16 protein-coding genes are annotated in these 16,424 nt (G+C 41.1%); 1 reads left to right on the plus strand and 15 read right to left on the minus strand.

What is annotated here, in order from left to right:
• Nucleotides 1-28: 28 nt before the first annotated feature.
• Entirely contained in the window at nucleotides 29-1,696 is a 1,668-nt protein-coding gene (locus RDS42_RS05365) for a glutamine--tRNA ligase/YqeY domain fusion protein (protein ID WP_308782748.1), read from the plus strand.
• 46 nt (nucleotides 1,697-1,742) lie between these two features.
• Here the strand turns inward: RDS42_RS05365 and RDS42_RS14905 are convergent, their stop codons facing one another.
• The 15 genes from RDS42_RS14905 to RDS42_RS05440 form a co-directional block, all read right to left on the minus strand.
• On the minus strand, nucleotides 1,743-2,153 hold the full coding sequence (locus RDS42_RS14905) for a DUF2752 domain-containing protein (RefSeq protein WP_308782749.1): 411 nt from the start codon (nucleotides 2,151-2,153) through the stop codon (nucleotides 1,743-1,745).
• A gap of 2 nt (nucleotides 2,154-2,155) precedes the next feature.
• The gene (locus RDS42_RS05375) at nucleotides 2,156-2,572 is read right to left on the minus strand and encodes an NINE protein (RefSeq protein ID WP_308782750.1); all 417 of its coding nucleotides are present in this window, start codon (nucleotides 2,570-2,572) and stop codon (nucleotides 2,156-2,158) included.
• A 44-nt stretch (nucleotides 2,573-2,616) separates the two neighbouring features.
• Nucleotides 2,617-3,060: a zinc-ribbon domain-containing protein gene (locus RDS42_RS05380; protein WP_308782751.1), complete on the minus strand. Its 444-nt coding sequence runs from the start codon at nucleotides 3,058-3,060 to the stop codon at nucleotides 2,617-2,619.
• A gap of 33 nt (nucleotides 3,061-3,093) precedes the next feature.
• Nucleotides 3,094-3,228 (minus strand): hypothetical protein, encoded by a 135-nt coding sequence (locus tag RDS42_RS05385; protein ID WP_308782752.1) that lies wholly within the window; start codon nucleotides 3,226-3,228, stop codon nucleotides 3,094-3,096.
• A 19-nt stretch (nucleotides 3,229-3,247) separates the two neighbouring features.
• Complete coding sequence (locus RDS42_RS05390; protein ID WP_308782753.1) at nucleotides 3,248-5,284, minus strand: protein kinase; 2,037 nt, start codon at nucleotides 5,282-5,284, stop codon at nucleotides 3,248-3,250.
• A 13-nt stretch (nucleotides 5,285-5,297) separates the two neighbouring features.
• Nucleotides 5,298-7,448, minus strand: coding sequence for a permease-like cell division protein FtsX (locus RDS42_RS05395; protein ID WP_308782754.1), 2,151 nt, complete (start codon nucleotides 7,446-7,448; stop codon nucleotides 5,298-5,300).
• A 3-nt stretch (nucleotides 7,449-7,451) separates the two neighbouring features.
• Entirely contained in the window at nucleotides 7,452-8,543 is a 1,092-nt protein-coding gene (locus tag RDS42_RS05400) for an FHA domain-containing protein (protein WP_308782755.1), read from the minus strand.
• A gap of 13 nt (nucleotides 8,544-8,556) precedes the next feature.
• A complete protein-coding gene (locus RDS42_RS05405) occupies nucleotides 8,557-9,846 on the minus strand; it encodes a WG repeat-containing protein (protein WP_308782756.1) in 1,290 nt (429 codons plus the stop codon).
• A gap of 11 nt (nucleotides 9,847-9,857) precedes the next feature.
• Complete coding sequence (locus tag RDS42_RS05410) at nucleotides 9,858-10,418, minus strand: prepilin peptidase (protein ID WP_308782757.1); 561 nt, start codon at nucleotides 10,416-10,418, stop codon at nucleotides 9,858-9,860.
• A 19-nt stretch (nucleotides 10,419-10,437) separates the two neighbouring features.
• Complete coding sequence (locus RDS42_RS05415; protein ID WP_308782758.1) at nucleotides 10,438-11,148, minus strand: pilus assembly protein; 711 nt, start codon at nucleotides 11,146-11,148, stop codon at nucleotides 10,438-10,440.
• A 13-nt stretch (nucleotides 11,149-11,161) separates the two neighbouring features.
• A complete protein-coding gene (locus RDS42_RS05420; protein WP_308782759.1) occupies nucleotides 11,162-13,684 on the minus strand; it encodes a DUF5702 domain-containing protein in 2,523 nt (840 codons plus the stop codon).
• 42 nt (nucleotides 13,685-13,726) lie between these two features.
• The gene (locus RDS42_RS05425) at nucleotides 13,727-14,434 is read right to left on the minus strand and encodes a pilus assembly protein (RefSeq protein WP_308782760.1); all 708 of its coding nucleotides are present in this window, start codon (nucleotides 14,432-14,434) and stop codon (nucleotides 13,727-13,729) included.
• On the minus strand, nucleotides 14,421-14,636 hold the full coding sequence (locus RDS42_RS05430) for a Flp1 family type IVb pilin (RefSeq protein ID WP_308782761.1): 216 nt from the start codon (nucleotides 14,634-14,636) through the stop codon (nucleotides 14,421-14,423). Before RDS42_RS05430 ends, RDS42_RS05425 begins: the two co-directional genes overlap by 14 nt.
• A 59-nt stretch (nucleotides 14,637-14,695) precedes the next feature.
• Nucleotides 14,696-15,562 carry a type II secretion system F family protein gene (locus tag RDS42_RS05435; RefSeq protein WP_308782762.1) on the minus strand — a complete coding sequence of 289 codons (867 nt, stop codon included), beginning with the start codon at nucleotides 15,560-15,562 and terminating at the stop codon, nucleotides 14,696-14,698.
• 12 nt (nucleotides 15,563-15,574) lie between these two features.
• A partial coding sequence (locus RDS42_RS05440) for a type II secretion system F family protein (RefSeq protein WP_308782763.1) occupies nucleotides 15,575-16,424 on the minus strand: 850 nt, incomplete at its 5' end.

The following is a 16,424-nucleotide window of genomic DNA, read 5'->3' on the forward strand; positions in this document are numbered from 1 at the left end:
AATCAAGAACATTTCAGGAGGGAAAGAGATGGAAAACGAAACCATTTCCAAAAATTTTATTGAAAATATCATTGATAAAGATTTAGCCGAAGGCGTATATGACACTGTACACACACGTTTCCCACCGGAACCGAACGGCTATCTTCATATCGGTCATGCCAAGTCTATTCTTTTAAATTACGGACTTGCTCAGGAATACAACGGCAAATTTAATATGCGTTTTGACGATACCAATCCTACAAAAGAAAAAATTGAATTTGTAGAGTCCATCAAAGAAGATATTCACTGGCTGGGCGCTGACTGGGAAGATCGTCTTTTCTTTGCGTCTGATTACTTTGATCAGATGTATGAAGCAGCAGTGAAACTGATCAAAAAAGGCAAAGCTTTTGTCTGTGATCTGACTGCTGACCAGATTCGTGAATACCGTGGTACTCTTACCGAGCCAGGAAAAGAAAGTCCTTACCGCGATCGTTCTGTAGAGGAAAATCTCCGTCTTTTCGAAGAAATGAAGGATGGAAAGTATGCTGATGGAGAAAAAGTTCTCCGCGCCAAGATTGATATGGCATCTCCTAATATGAATATGAGAGATCCTGTCATCTACCGCGTGGCACATATGACCCATCACAACACAGGCGATAAATGGTGCATTTACCCTATGTATGACTTTGCGCATCCTATCGAGGATGCTATCGAAGGCATCACTCATTCTATCTGTACGTTGGAATTTGAAGATCACAGACCCCTCTACGACTGGGTAGTAAAGGAGCTGGAATACCCTCATCCGCCTAAGCAGATTGAATTTGCCAAGCTTTATCTCACAAACGTTGTCACCGGTAAACGTTATATCAAAAAACTCGTGGAAGAAGGAATCGTAGACGGCTGGGACGATCCGCGCCTGGTATCTATCGCCGCTCTCCGCCGCCGCGGCTTTACACCGGAATCCATTAAGATGTTTGTGGATCTCTGCGGTGTTTCCAAAGCCAACAGTTCTGTAGACTATGCAATGCTGGAATATTGTATCCGCGAAGATCTGAAACTGAAACGTCCACGTATGATGGCCGTTCTTGATCCGATCAAGCTGGTGATCGATAATTATCCGGAAGGACAGATTGAATATCTGGATGCTCCGAATAATATGGAAAATGAATCTCTTGGTTCCCGTAAGATTCCATTCGGTAAAGAACTTTATATTGAAAGAGACGACTTCATGATTGACCCGCCAAAGAAATATAAGAGACTTTTCCTTGGTACTGAAGTTCGTCTGATGAATGCATATTTTGTTACCTGTACCGGTTTTGAGGCAGATGACGACGGAACCGTAAAAGTTGTTCACTGTACTTATGACCCGGCAACCAAGGGCGGAAATGCACCTGACGGACGTAAAGTAAAAGGAACCATCCACTGGGTAGAAGCTTCCCAGGCAGGAAAAGTAACTGTTCGTCTTTACGAAAATATCGTTGACGAAGAAAAAGGTGTCTATAACAAAGAAGACGGTTCCCTGAACCTGAATCCGAACTCGCTGACAACTGTTGCCGCTTATGTAGAACCTGAGCTTATGAAAGCAAAAGGATATGACAGCTATCAGTTTGTAAGAAATGGATTCTTCTGCGCAGATATCCACGATTCTAAAGAGGGACAGCCTGTATTTAACCGTATTGTATCTCTGAAGAGTTCCTTTAAGCTTCCAAAAGCATAAAAAAATCCCCCCTTGATGTTCACAAATACATCAGGGGGGGATTTTTTTATGGAAAAACCCATAATCCTGTATTTTTCAGAATAAACTGTCCCAGTATAATTACTATTCCAAGATAAAAGTATACAGGACGCAGTAAGAATCTAGATTTTATCAGCCTCATACCGTACATCCCGCTGCTTCCCAGAAATAATCCAGCTATTAACACCGCATAAATCACAAATGGATGATACCAGAAACTTTTTATAAAATGTCCCCGGAAAAGTGCTTTTATCGCTCGTGTCCCACCACAGCCCGGGCAATAAATCTGATATCTTTCCAACAGAACACATTCTCCCCACAAATTCGTAAGGTACTTTCCTGTAAATCGTTGAAAAAAAGCTGCTGCAAACGCCACTATAACAGCAATTGTCAAAACTGTACACAGCTGATCCTGAACTTTTTCTTCAAAAGGTCTCATCTTTAATCTCTAAGCGGCGAACCCTTTCCATCTGTCCTGATCTGTCCACACAAAATAAGAATACCTTCTATCAGCCCCCAAATGCCAGCTGCCGCTATCATAACAATTGACAAACCGCCTGTACAGCATGAAAGAAGAAGGCCAATTCCTGTCAGACAAGCCTGCGCAATCCCCTTCCCAGTATACCCAAGATAAAAGTTATGTACCCCAAATCCACCTAAAAAAATACCAAATAAACCAGCTGCCATCTTACTTCTTAGCTCCGAATCTCCCGGAGTCTGAACATGAGGCGGAGCCATATCTTTGCCAGAGGGTGTTCCTGATCCCTCTGATCCGGCACCATTGATTTTCGCTCCACATTCCGGACAAAATACATCTCCTTCTTTCAGCTGATTCCCACATCGTACACAATATTTCATTCTATCTTCCTCCTTTTACTTATATCACTCCGCTGTTTTTTCTATTAGATTAAGCCTTCAAAATAAGCCGCACTGCTGACACCACCGGCAAGCACACCAAACAAAATCAGTATCAGTATAATAAGAAGGATCACAATCAATAAGAAGCAGAAATAAGATCTTGCAAAATTCTTAAGATTTCTGTTTTTAGTTCCGCCCACTGAAAATACAATCAGAAGTACTAATCCTACAATGGGAAGAGAAAACAGAATCTCATATCCCAAATATCCCCACATACTGATCGGTTTATATTCCTCTGGAATCATGTCCGAAGAAACATATGGCATGTAATCCTCTTTCTGTCCGAAATTCACTGTTGCATTTGCATTATTTTCATTTTCTCTTGATGCACTATTTTCGTTTTCTCCCGATACCTTCAATTCTGCACCACATTGACGGCAAAATTTAGCTGTATCTGCATTTTTCTGTCCACATTTTTTACAATACATAAGAAGCCTCCTTTTCCGTATTTAATAAATCTTCTAAAAATCTCTTTCAATCTCATCAAGAAGTTTTTTTCTCTGTTTTTCAAAAACATGCGGCAATATGCACAATAGTGCCATACTTCCTAACATCCCGATGATTCCGGCAGCCATCATCACAATTCCCACACTCATCTCCTGCCCTCCTAACACCTTATTCTCCTGTAATCCATCCATTTGATACTGCCTGCCCGTAAAGTTCCTCTAATTTGTCCATTTCCATATCATTGGCATTATTTTTAAGCTGCTGTTCATAAAGATTTTTGGCCTTTTTGTAATAATCACAGAATCCTGTATAATTTCTCTGACTGATATCCATCTTTTCCTGTTCAGCAGCCTCCAGAAATGCCAGAGCTTTATATGTTTTATAATTTTCTCCATGCTGCTCCAGCATCTGTTTTAGCAAACTGGAAGCCTCGCTAAATTTACCCATATTCTGATAAAGAACTGCCAAATTATAGCTGGTGTCATAGCTTCCCATCCCCTGCTTGCGAATCTGCCTGAACACCTCTGCCGCCTTCTCATAATAAGAAACATCATCTGTTTCATTTCCCATGTCGCTGTATACCTGTCCAAGTTGTTCCAAAATACCAATATTATATTCCACAGATACTTCTTTTCTGGCTTTTTCCAGCAGCTCTATTTTCTCGCTGTATCCGGTCACACTGTCACCCTGACTGTCAATACATTTGCATACCATAATATACGCACGCATCTGCACATAGTCCTCTTTTGTCTTTTCAATACAATTCATAAAAATCTCTTTTGCACTCTGGAAGTCTTCTTCATTAAACAAAATTTCTCCCTGCACATAATCAATTTCCACTGAATCAAGTCCCTGACTTTTTGCTGTTTCAAGAGCCTGTCGTGCTTTTTCCAGATCACCGGCATAGGCAAGAGCAATGGCATAATCACGATAATAATCACCGTTATCCGGTTTAATCTCAATTGCTTTTTTATAACACATTGCAGCATTTTCATAATCTTCCTGTTTTTCATAAGAATTCCCAAGAAGATAATATACATTATTCAAAGAATTTTCATTTTCCTGAAGTTCCGGATTTTCCAGAATCACCTCTTTGATAAACGTAATGTTATCGCCATATTGTCTTTGGTGATCCAGGGCAAGCGCTTTTTGGAAATATGCATCCAGTCTTTCCGGCATCAGCCTCACAGCCTTTTGATAATAGGATTCAAAATTTTCAAATTCTCCTGAAGTGATACACTGTGATTCCATCCTCACCAATTCTTCATACTGCTTTTGTCTGTCTATATCTCTTCTGAAATATCCTCCGATTGTAAGTGCCGCACTTGCTGCCAGAAGGCAGAATGCTAAAACATAAATCACTTTCTGTCTTACACAAAGATCTCGGTATCGTTTATCCTTCTTCTGTATTTCTTTCAGATCACTCAGCAGCAATTCCGCTGTCTGATAACGTTTCGCCGGATCTGGTTCCAGACATTTCATTATAATATGTGCAAAAACATCGTTGATCCTGATTCCCGAATTCCGAATATCCTCTACATATCCACTTTCATCCTGTTTGGGCTTTTTTCCCGTCATAAGATGGTACAGAACTGCCCCAAGACTGTAGATATCTGCCCTTCCATCAATGGTCTTCCAAAGGGAACGGTCCAATTGATTCTGATTATAATGAAGCGCATAAATCTGTTCCGGAGCAGCATATCCATTGGTGTATCCGGATACCCAGGCAGTATCTCCATCCAACGTAGCTGAAATGTTAAAATCGATCAGACAGATATTTCCATTTGGCATAAGCATAATATTTCCAGGCTTCAGATCACTGTGAATAATAGGCGGCTTCTGGCTATGAAGATACCCCAGGGTAGCACAGATCTGTCTGGCCCAGATGATCACAGATTTTTCCTTGAATCTTGTTCCCGAGTCCAGATATTCTTTAAAGGAATTTCCGGGGATATAATCCATTACCGTATATATATCCCCGTCTGCTTCCAGAAAATCAAACACCTGCGGCAGACAGGAATGCCTGAGATTTTTCAGGACATCTGCCTCAGCTCGGTTGTTCAGCACATCTTTTATTTCTGTGCGGATTTTTTTCAGTACAACGTATTTTTTTAGATTTTTATGATAAGCTTTGTAAATCTCGCCGCTGTTTCCAGCACCGATTTTTCCAATAATCTCATAAGTTTCTGAAAGATGGCTCAGCATTTCTCTCGATCTCCTATTTTCCACATGTACTGTTATCCGTTACACTGAAGTTCATAGTTCCGGAGCCTGACTGCATTCCTGCATTTACCAGAACAAGATCCTGCACACCTGATTCTTTTCCAGCCAGTCCACTGCTCAGAGGATTTGGTACCCCTGACATATCCTGAAACGGATTATTTACAAGATCCATTCCCGACAATACATCAGCACTTTCGGATATCCAGGTACCGCTTAGCCCCCCTGCTGTAAGAGCTGCTGCAAAAGCATCTTTTCCGCCTTCCTGTGGAGAAGAAACGGATCCGTTTACAAGAGAGGCTGATGCCGCCAGATTCAGCGTTCCGTCCGGTCCCATCCTATACAGTACAACAGATGTCTTTGCAGAGGGATTTCCATCTCCTGTGTCCATTCCAAAATAGTGACTGGCAATTCCTATATCCACACTTGTTCCATTATCTTTTATAAAACATTCCTGTGTTCCGCCGTAGGCTACACCGTCAACAGCTCTTCCAAACCCTTCTCCCGATCCAATCCGTACAGACGCAGAAGTAACGGTATCATTTGCAGCCACATAAGTGTCCAAAACAAGCTGACCGCCGCTTATAGAAACAACAAGAAGTTCCTGAATACCATCTCCGTTAAAATCTCTTTTTTCTATTCCCAAAACTCCATTTACTGATCCCATACTTGAATCATCTCCATAAGTATAGGGAATCGGAGTGCTTAAGTTTACTCTCGGATTTGCAGATAGAATTTCTGATACATAAGCATCCAGAATCTGATCCGGACTTGCTGCCTGAGCCGGCATTTCTTCTTCCTGAAGTTCTTCTGTTGGAAACTCTTCTGCCGGAAACTCTTCTGCCGGAAACTCTTCTGTCGGAAACTCTTCTGTTGGAAACTCTTCTGCCGGAAACTCTTCTCCGTTTTCACCTGTAGACGGGTCTGTTTCCACAGGAGCAATTACCTCCCAATCCTCTGTATCAGGATCTGCTTCTGGCTCCAAATCCTCTTCTGAATCTGTTCCAGGATTTCCATCCTGATATACTTCCTCCTCACCTTCCAAAGGCACACTTATATTTTCTGATGGAATGATGACCTGGATTACATACTCCAGGCTCTGGAAATATCCTGCCAATTCATTTTCATCTGTCCCCTGTTTTACATAGACCTTGTAACTAGAAGAATTGATCACAGAAATATCTGGTTCTTCCGCTTCTGATTTTGAAAAATAAGCCTGTCGAAACTCTTCCCACGCAGCATTGGCAGGATAGAATTCAACCTGAAGCACTTCCTCTCTCTCCTGGAGCAGGCTTCCAACTTCATCTATCTGTTCCTGTGTGATTTCCTCCGCAAGATAAACAATAAACGGCGTCTTCATCTGAATTTCTGTCGGCACAGGTGTCGGTGTAGTAATTTGCTCGGTTTCTCCTGCCGCATCAGAACTATCTTCTTCCACCGGCATAGGAGTCGGTGTCAGTTCATCATCCCAGCCATCCTGAAGCTCTGTAGTAAAAAGTTCTTCCGGCGTTGGAGTTGGGATTTTTTCCGGAGCAGGTGTAATCACCTCTATGTAAATGTAAATATTATTAAATCTGTCAATTGTATCCTGTGCCTGGCTGGCACCATTCTCATCATTATTTTGCCGATAAATATCAATTGTCTGATTATAAATATTCTGGTATCTGTCCATCCGGTCTCTCCAATTATCCAGATCTGAAGTAACCACATTCTCCGGCATGTTTTCAAGATTTTCATTTGTACGATCCAGCATTCTCAGCGCATTATCCGGATCTCCCATCTGATTATAGGTATCTGCCAGCCTCATAGTTGCATCCGGTGACTTTTCATTAATCTCAAGAGCTTCCTTAAAAGCAACCTCTGCTTTTTTATATTCACCTGCTTCCAGATATTTGTCCCCAACATCTAGTTTTTCCTGAAACTGATCTGCAATAGTTCTTTTGGGATTTACAAACAGCACTACTCCCAAAATAATTAAAAGGCATACAGTTCCCGAAATTACAGGTATCAATATTCTTGGACCCACTTTTCTTCCTGGACACTTGTTTTTTTTGTAATTTACAGAAATCTGCTGTTTTACAGGCGTTCCACATAAATTACAATATTTCTGATTATTTTCTAATTCATTCCCGCACTTTGGACAATTCATCTGTCAGCTCCCCTTTCTGAAGATAAATTCCTCATCTGACATCCGAATCCGGTCTCCATGCTCTAGTTTTTCCGGATGTGCAGGCATTACACGTATCCCATTCAGATAGGTATAATTGCTGGAATTCAAATCTTCGATATAATATTCCCCCTCTCTGAACCGTATCACACAATGCTCTCTGCTGATTGTAGGATTATTACGGATACAAATATCTGTCATCAAGGCTCTTTTCCCTAGCTTACAGTTTTCGACTGTGATTGAAAATATTTCCTGCGTTCTTTCCCTCACAAGCTCTGCATGAATTTTATATGTTTTTTTCAAAAGAATCGTTTCGTTATCACCGTCATCTCGTAAAAGAACTGTTTGTGAATCATTGTCCTCCTCATAAATTCCTGGCGCCTTTTCTTTTTCCCAGGTTTTCTCTTCTGCTGGCAGTTCCACAGCCTCTCCCTTTTCCCAGGGCTTCTCTTCTGCTGGCAGTTCTACAGCTTCTCCCTTTTCCCAAGGCTTCTCTTCTGCTGGCAGTTCTACAGCTTCTCCCTTTTCCCAGGGCTTCTCTTCTGTTTCCGATATAACATCTCTCCATGGCTGCTGACTGAAGCTGTCGGCTTTCATTTCAAAAATCTCATCCGACAGATTCCCCTTGGGCTCTGGCGGAATCAGCGGCAGCCTTTCGGATTCTGAAATTTTAAACGGATCCGATGATTTCTTTTCTTCCTGCTTTACAGGAATACACACCAGTTTCACTTCTCCAGTAGCAATCTCCGCATACATATACCGTTTCTCCATCATTATTTCCGAATGAGGGATTCCTTTTTCTGTCAGATTCGAAACAGCTTTTTGAATTTTATCCTCGAGACGATCCCTTTCTTCCTGTATAAGGTCTTCTCTCCAGGCCATCATATTCACCGTGCCGGAAATATCATAAGTAAATACACAGTGTTCTCCCTCTCTGTGCAGTGTAACAGGAAGAAGATTCCTGTTTGCAGACTTACTTTCTATAATTTTCCAGGTCTCCTTATCCAAAACTTCATTCTGGCTGGAATAATACCTAAATAAAGAATGTCTTCCGGCAAAGTCATACTCAAATTTCATTTTTCTTCTCCTCCTAATAAATATCCAGCTGTATCAGCCGCCATTTTCCATTTTCCTTCACAGGAGCAATACCATTTTGATTAAAAGCCTTTGCTCCTTCAAATTGTGGATCTATGACAAAATCCCCATTTTCTTTGATAAATCCCCATTTTCCTCCTGAACTGGCAGGTGCATATCCTATTTCTGAAAAGCTCCCTGCATTTTCAAAAGCTCCCTGCAGTACTCGTTTGCCTTCTGAAGAAACAAAGCCCCATTTGCCAGCCTGCATCACCGCAGCGGGATCTGCGGAAACAAACGGCATTACCGAATCATAAGATTCTCCGATCTGTATTCCATCCTTGTTAATCAAATGATATTTTTCTCCGATTTTTACAAATACAACTTCATTTCTGGAACAAAATCCCCATTCATCACAAACAATCTCATCAAATCCAAAATCTGTAAATGGATGAAAGTCTTCATGAATCAAAGCCCATTTATTCCCTTTTTTTACTCCGGCAATTCCGTTTAAAAAAGGTGTAGCTCCATCATATTCAAATTCAGTCATCTTTTTAAAATCTTCGCTTAAATATCCCCACTTTCCATCTTTTTCTGCCACAATAACTCCATTGCTGCAGGTGCCCAGAAATTCATAAGCTTCATCCGGCTGTCTTCTTTTATAATTATTTTTGTCTATGTAATACCAGGTTCCCTGTTTTTTCACCGGTGCAAAACCATTTTCTCCAAAAAGGCCGATGTTTTCATACTCTGTCCGGATCACTGGGTTTCCTGCCTCATCAATTATGCCCATTTCTTCCCCGTTTTGAACCATCATACAGGATGCACATGTATTCGATATGCTGTCATACTCCTCTCCAAGATAGCGGAAGCCTCCTGCCAGAGAGCTTAATTTTGCACGCAAAGAACCATTTATACTACTTTCTTCTATCTGCGTCTTCAAAAGGGCAATTGCATTTTCCCGTTCCCCTTTTTCCAAATAGTAGTCCACAAGGATCAAAACAGCCTGCTCATTGTCTTTTCCAATCTCAATCGCATCATTACAGGCTTGAATAAAGGATGTCTCATCCTGAAGGCTTTTATAATTTTCTGCGATCTTCAAATATATGTTTGCGTTATCCGGATTAAATTCCAACGCTTTCTGATACTCTAACACCGCATCATAATAAATTCCTTTGTCCTCATATTTCTGAGCCTCTGCCAAATGCCTTCGATACTCCATGGGTTTTTCTGTTACTGCTGAAAAAGTAACCCACCAAGACAGACCCAAAAGAATCACCATTGCAGCTATCATCAACTTTTTCATGATTTTTCACCTCAAAATCCTAATAGCAAGATCAGTATCGTCCCCACTGAAAAAAATGGTGCCAAAGGAATCGAATCCTTCATTGTCAGTTTTTTACGAAAAATCTGAACAAGCGAAAAAACTGATGCAAGAGTCAGGCAGAACAACAGATCAAACCAGATCAACGCTCCTCCCAAGTACCATCCGATTACTGCTGCCAGTTTCACATCGCCCAATCCAATACTTCTCCTGGACAAAAACCATGCCATGAGAAATATAATAAAGCCGATCGCCATTCCACCAAATGCAGATTTCACCATTTCTGTCCTCCAGGACGAAACCACTGTGATCTCTCCCATAAGAATAATCCCGCGGAATGCAAACATTGCCACCAGAATTTTATTTGGTATGATTGTTTTTTTAGAGTCTATAAAGCCAAGCAGAATTAAAAAAAACGTCAAAAGAATATAGCGGACGCTTTTCATCCAGTGATATCCATATACATAAAACAAAACTGTTTCTGCTGCCGCTGATGCTGCGATCATCACAGGCAGATATCTTTTTTCTTTAAATACTTCTCTGATGTAGTCCATCGGACACTCCTTTTTCTTTTTAAATACCAGACCACACACGGGTGGATGCACACACACGATAATGTTTTGAGGGAAGGTCAAAAAATGGAAAGTGACTCTTCACATCATAGTCCACAACAATTTTTATATCATTACTTCCATTTCTGCACCAGGAGCTGTTTTTATAGCTAAGTCCGGAAACCCCCAGACTTTTCAGATAAGCCTCAACGTCTTCCGTCCCTGATGCAGTCGCAAGCTGCTGAACCACACAGGACTCTGCTACGGTTCCTACCATATAGGAAGAGAGTCCGTCCCATGCAGATATCTTTATTGATCCCAGAGCTCCGTTAATAAATTCCTCAGGATTTCTTGCATAATTTTCTACCGTATCATAAATTCCCTGCCCTGCCTGTCCAGCTCCTGTCATATCCTGTGCCGTTCCCTGACCGGCTGCGATCTTCTGTGCCGCTGAATCCAACTCTGAAAGATTTTCTTTTATTTTTTCCATTTCCTGGCTGAAATCACTTGCCTCCTGTCCCAGATTCTGATAAGAATCTAAAATCCCTGTTTTTTCCAGTATATAGCTATACTGAGCAACCTCCTTTGCAGCCTGATCCGCTGCATACTGGATCACAAGTTGCGCTCTTACAAAAAAAAACAAACTGTAAATGCTCATAAAAGCAAACAAAAACATAGGGATAAATAAGGATGCTTCTACAGTGATGGATCCTTTTTGTCTTTCTTTTTTCATATAATATCTCCTGTCAATATGCCAGAACACTTCTGTATCTTATCCGGCGTTTCCCATTGTCTTTATTTCCGGACTGTCCCATAAAAACCGGTACTTTCGGCAGGAAAATAGTAGACGTTTCCACATCAGCCTTTAAAGTCAGCATCGTATATTTATTTTTCAAGATGTCACCTGTGTTCAACTGGATGCAGTCTCCGGTGCGTGCTACAAGATCTGCTTTTCCATTTTCACCTGTCAGGGCAATCAGTAAAAACAGCTTCATATAATCCTTATAGGAAAAAGAAATGGCAGATTTCTTTCCTTTGTCTCCCGGCCAGACCAGGCACTCTTTGCCGGAAACCAGACTGCCTGTTTCTCCTGCAGCCATAGCAATAGCACGGCAGGTAAGATATCCATATTTTATAATGGGATAAAGCCATGCCTGCTGAGAAGCTGCCACAACTGCCTTTGCAACAGCGTCCGCCTCTTTGGTAACGGTCGAATCCGTAAAAACGTAGATCAGGTCAATAGCCAGTCTTGCAGCATACAACTGCATATAAGCAGCTGCCTTATTTACAGCTGTATTCGCATTGCCATAAAGAATATATTCAATCTCGCCATTTATGATTTTATGTTCAGAAAGAAGCATCCCACTAAGAGACTGATCTCCTGCCTTCGTTGTCATACAGTTAAACATTTCTGACATATATTCCATCAGATATGTCTGCTCAAGGATCTTTCCTGACATAGAATCCAAACAGGCTGCCAGACTCCCCAGCCATGCCATATCACTGCTGACTGCCTCTACAGTATTTTCATCACTGGAAGTGTCTGTCTTTCTGTCTCCGGTTCCCAGACCGGAATTGATGGAAGTTCCTGCAATACCACTTGGGAATATATCCGGAAAGCCTTCTATTTCTTTCAGGTTTCTTTCACCTTCGGCTGCATTCAGTATATTATTCTTTTGATCATTAAAATCTGTCTCTTTCTGTGCCGCATCATTTCGATTCTGTTCCTGGTTTTCATTTTTTACAGGCTCTTCTGTCACACCGGCAAGAGTGTTCTGATAAAATTCAGTATTCAAAGGACTGCTGAATCCTGCTGAACTTACATCCTGTATCCCATCAAGAAGATTATGTCCGCTCCAGAACTGATCTGCCGCCTGTGAAGCTGTCATATTTTCCAAAAGTATTCCTTCGGAATAAGATATCTGCTGAGATTCCAGCTGCTGTGGCAGATCCTCCAACTGTTTCAGGGATTTTTTATATATTTCTGCTCCGTTGATATTCATCTGGATCCGCTCAATCAGTTCTTCCAGCGCTTTTATATTAATATCGATATCTTCCTGCTCCGTCTCCAGACCGCTGATGTCTTCCCCTGTAGATTTCAGGTCTGTTTTTGCCTGATCGTATCTTTTTTTCGCATCTTCCACATTTTTCCATTTCTTTTTTACATCCTTCAGTTTATTGATGGCTGTATTACCATTGGTTATGATGGAATCAGCAGCGCCTTTGATTCTCTTTATGTTATCTTTATATTCTTTTGATGCCGTTTTATAGTTATGATCCATGGTGTTGATATTTCTTCTTACCGTTTTCTCAATATCTTTATATGACTTTACCTGATGTTTCGAATACCCATTTTTTTCGGAAATACCTGCTTCTGCCTGTGGCTGTGCATGAATAAGCTGCTTTAAGGCCAGTAGTGTGATCATATGGCGGTATTTTTCCTGGTCAAACGTCATATCTCCTTCATAAAATTCCACGTTATACTCCAGATATCGCATAATTATATCCTGGGTTATCGTGTCGGGAGTATCCGCAGGAAAAGACGGGGGCAGTTCTCCACTTATATACTTTTCCATAGATTTTGCTGCCAGTCGAAAAACTGATTGTTCTTTGTATGTATTTACAGCTGCAAAAGGATCTGTGTTTTTCAAAAGGTCAATAGCTCCAGCCTGACTTTCAATGGCTTCTTTGGCCTCCTTTAAGGGTTTATCCAGTTTTGAAGCCTTGATCCCGTAATCCGTTTTTGTTTCCACATATTTTTTCTGCTGATCCAGATGATCAAACGGCAGTTTTTTTAATTTCTGTACGATATCGTCTGCGATATAAACAGGTCCTCGAAACTTCATATATTCTACAATCTGCTGGCGCAGAACATCCGTATCTGCCAAAGAGGATGTCTCCACCCCTTTTGCCTCAAAGCCATTTTCCATCAGTGAAAGCTGAATGACAGCACTTAATTCTTCGTCATCTTTATTCTCCAGATTTCCTGCATAAATGGATTCACAAAATATCTGTCTCAGCTTCTGCTTTTCATCCGGAGAATCCGGCGCTTTTGCCATGGCAGTCAGACCATACCCGTCTTTCAGATTCTTATCATACTGGGCAAGAGCTGCATTCATGGTCAGATCCCCGGCTCCGGAAACCACTGTCTTTGACGCAAAAAGACGGGAAGCATCTACAATAATCCCACTGAATAACAGAACAGGAACCAGAATCAGTGTTAAAAATACACAGATCGAGCCTCTCTGTTTTCCACAAAACAACTGCATATGCTTCCCTCCTCTCCTTTCACGAATTTCACAATTATCTGCTTAAAATAAGAGATTGCTGACCTGATCAAAAGCCTCTCCTATTTTTTGTGTTTTTCCGTCTTTATCAAATTTTTTCAATAAAAAGTTCCCCATATCCCAGGCAAGATCTACATTCCGTACAAAATCAGTCGTATTCATTATGGGCTGATATGCGGCAGAATAGATCGTCACATCCTCTGTCACTCCTAAAAGCTTAATGATCCCCGGCATAGGAATCACATACTTTAATTCCACGCGGACTGCCTTGCTAAGCAGCGAGTTCTCCACTCCCACATAGGCTTCTGTCCTCCCCAGGGAAAACATGGCGCTGTTTTTTCGCAAAGCCTCCTGATAATCGGAGATTCTCTTTTTTGCTTTGCCATCCACTCCCCAGCGATATATATTAGACGCAGTTCCTTTATAGGAAGCAAAATATTGTTTCACCTGATTTTCTGAAGGACCTTCCTCCCATCCAAAGTCCACACGGGTATTGGTCATAGGCGTTTCCGGTGTAAAGCTGTCATAGCCTGGATACGCAGTTTCTCTGGCAATCTCCAGAGCTGCTCTTTCTACCTGAAAGAAAAAGTAGCTTTCCTGCATTTTAAATAATCCAAAATAAATTACCACCATAACAATCGCTATGGTTATAGGAAAATAAATGGCTGCCTCCACCATGACTGCGCCTCTTTGGTCACTGCTGCCTGTTTTTTTCATATTAGCTGCCAGCAAACCCTTCTGCTTTTTCCATTACACTTTCTACAATATTGACAATCTTATCTTTAAATACCACAGCCGCTGCAATCACAACTACGATGACCAGTATAATCGCCACAATCTCTGCCGCGCCTTTCTCTTCTGTTTTGAAGTCCTCCCAGAAGTTACGCATACGATTCTGGATCCCTATCCACATTCTGTCAATTTTTTTCATCATTTCCATGTCCTCCTTTGTATCTGTCTTTTTTATAATAAACCGGCAGTTTGTGCCGCTTATTATCCCATCTGCTGAAATACAGGAACCAGGATCATCAAAAGAATCCCGATAAAGATCAGCATCATGGGAAGAAGAAGCCTGGAATTGGCTTTTTCCCCCTTTTGTTTCACCTCGTTTTTCTTTACTTCCCACATTTCATCAGAAAGATCCTTCAAAAAATAGGCAAGCTCCTCATTTCCCTTTTTTAGATTCTGTATGATAAGCGACGCAAACTTACGTATCTCCTTTACATTGCAGCGATCGGCAAAATTACGGTAAGCATCTGCTTCCATCACACCATTTTCTATTTCCAGACTGGTATTCTGCATTTCTTTATACAGCACTCTGTCACCTGTCACAGAAACCCGTTTCCATGCCTCCCTGAGAACCATTCCGGAATTTACCAGCAATGTAAGTTTTGACAATACCTGCGGCAGATCTAATACCAGCTCCTGTCTGCGGGCTGTCAGTTTATCCTGAAGAGTCAGATCCAGATAGACAATTGCCAGTCCTCCCAGCAGAATCCCAAAAAGAAGCGCTTCCACACTGTCTGCCAATACCGCCAGAAGACATACAAACACAACCATAGTAAAAATATAAGTAGTCTTGGCGCCAAGAAGGATAAAATAATAATACTCTGCATACCGTTTCCCTTTTATCTCTGCAATTTCCTTTATCTTCATCTGCGCGCTGCGGCTTTTTGTATTGATATGTAAGATCTCCATAACAGAAAATCCCACACAGAAAAGATCACTCATCTGAAATTCTTTTGCAAAGGCGCTTTCTGTGTATTCTTTGTATTTTTTTCCATTTGCAGCTGCAAGAAACAGCCATATCAACGCCAGAGGCGTACTGACTGTCAGCAGTATCAGTTGAAATATTCCCACTGCTCTTTTCTCCTATATCCGAATATCCACGATTTTTCTTCCCATATAGTAGGCAATTCCAAATAAGGCCAGTGCCACGATCTTCACAACTACATTTACCGGTGTATTTTGTATAATAGACATATCACCCATTCCACTCAGCATCAGCATAATTACCACCGGCATAATGATCATAATATTCAGATCATTTTTATTTGCAGTCAAGATTGTACGGATCTCCAGTTCTGTTTCTATTTTTTCATTGATGATCTGTCTGGTTTCCCCAACGACCTTTTTCAGATTTCCGCCGTATCGGTTTGACACCTCAAAGATTGTTGCAAAGCTTTCGATATCATCAAGATGGCTCCTAAGTGCAAAGTTTGTCAGCATATCGTCAATATTCTGTCCATTATATAAGCCACTTACAATCAGTTTCAGTTCATGGACCATATCTGCTTTTTCTCCATATATAGCGATTAAATCTGCACAGGCATCCTGAAAAGCTCCCTGGGTATTTTTACCGGCAGAATAGGAGGCTGATAAAGATTCCATCATATCCCGAAACTGAAGCAGAAGATTCTGTTTTCTTTTTTCCTTTAAATAGTCCTTATATTTCCGGATCCCGGGTATCACACAAACAGCTCCTGCTGTCACAGCGATCAAAAAACTCCGAAAAAAAACCATACCCACAAAAAAGCCAGAAAAAAATCCCATAGCCATACCACTGATCCGTTCCGGAAGATTCAGGTGATAGATATAATAGTCATCCGCTTTTCCAAAAAGTGCCTGCTCCGGTACATATTTTTTTTTGATCTTTTTCTTTTTTACTTTTTGCTTTTTTACCTTCCTGACTTTCACTTCTTCTTTTTTTATATTTCTTTCT

It is taken from the genome of uncultured Blautia sp., from assembly GCF_902497045.1.
Lineage (GTDB): Bacteria > Bacillota > Clostridia > Lachnospirales > Lachnospiraceae > Blautia_A.

What these genes read in the sequence shown, in the direction of transcription:
- RDS42_RS05365 (WP_308782748.1), top strand. Translation starts at nt 29, where the DNA reads ATGGAAAACGAAACCATTTCCAAAAATTTTATTGAAAATATCATTGAT.
- RDS42_RS05430 (WP_308782761.1), bottom strand. Translation starts at nt 14,636, where the DNA reads ATGATGAAAAAAATTGACAGAATGTGGATAGGGATCCAGAATCGTATG.
- RDS42_RS05420 (WP_308782759.1), bottom strand. Translation starts at nt 13,684, where the DNA reads ATGCAGTTGTTTTGTGGAAAACAGAGAGGCTCGATCTGTGTATTTTTA.
- RDS42_RS05390 (WP_308782753.1), bottom strand. Translation starts at nt 5,284, where the DNA reads ATGCTGAGCCATCTTTCAGAAACTTATGAGATTATTGGAAAAATCGGT.
- RDS42_RS05375 (WP_308782750.1), bottom strand. Translation starts at nt 2,572, where the DNA reads ATGAAATATTGTGTACGATGTGGGAATCAGCTGAAAGAAGGAGATGTA.
- RDS42_RS05405 (WP_308782756.1), bottom strand. Translation starts at nt 9,846, where the DNA reads ATGAAAAAGTTGATGATAGCTGCAATGGTGATTCTTTTGGGTCTGTCT.
- RDS42_RS05410 (WP_308782757.1), bottom strand. Translation starts at nt 10,418, where the DNA reads ATGGACTACATCAGAGAAGTATTTAAAGAAAAAAGATATCTGCCTGTG.
- RDS42_RS05385 (WP_308782752.1), bottom strand. Translation starts at nt 3,228, where the DNA reads ATGAGTGTGGGAATTGTGATGATGGCTGCCGGAATCATCGGGATGTTA.
- RDS42_RS05415 (WP_308782758.1), bottom strand. Translation starts at nt 11,148, where the DNA reads ATGAAAAAAGAAAGACAAAAAGGATCCATCACTGTAGAAGCATCCTTA.
- RDS42_RS14905 (WP_308782749.1), bottom strand. Translation starts at nt 2,153, where the DNA reads ATGAGACCTTTTGAAGAAAAAGTTCAGGATCAGCTGTGTACAGTTTTG.
- RDS42_RS05380 (WP_308782751.1), bottom strand. Translation starts at nt 3,060, where the DNA reads ATGTATTGTAAAAAATGTGGACAGAAAAATGCAGATACAGCTAAATTT.
- RDS42_RS05400 (WP_308782755.1), bottom strand. Translation starts at nt 8,543, where the DNA reads ATGAAATTTGAGTATGACTTTGCCGGAAGACATTCTTTATTTAGGTAT.
- RDS42_RS05395 (WP_308782754.1), bottom strand. Translation starts at nt 7,448, where the DNA reads ATGAATTGTCCAAAGTGCGGGAATGAATTAGAAAATAATCAGAAATAT.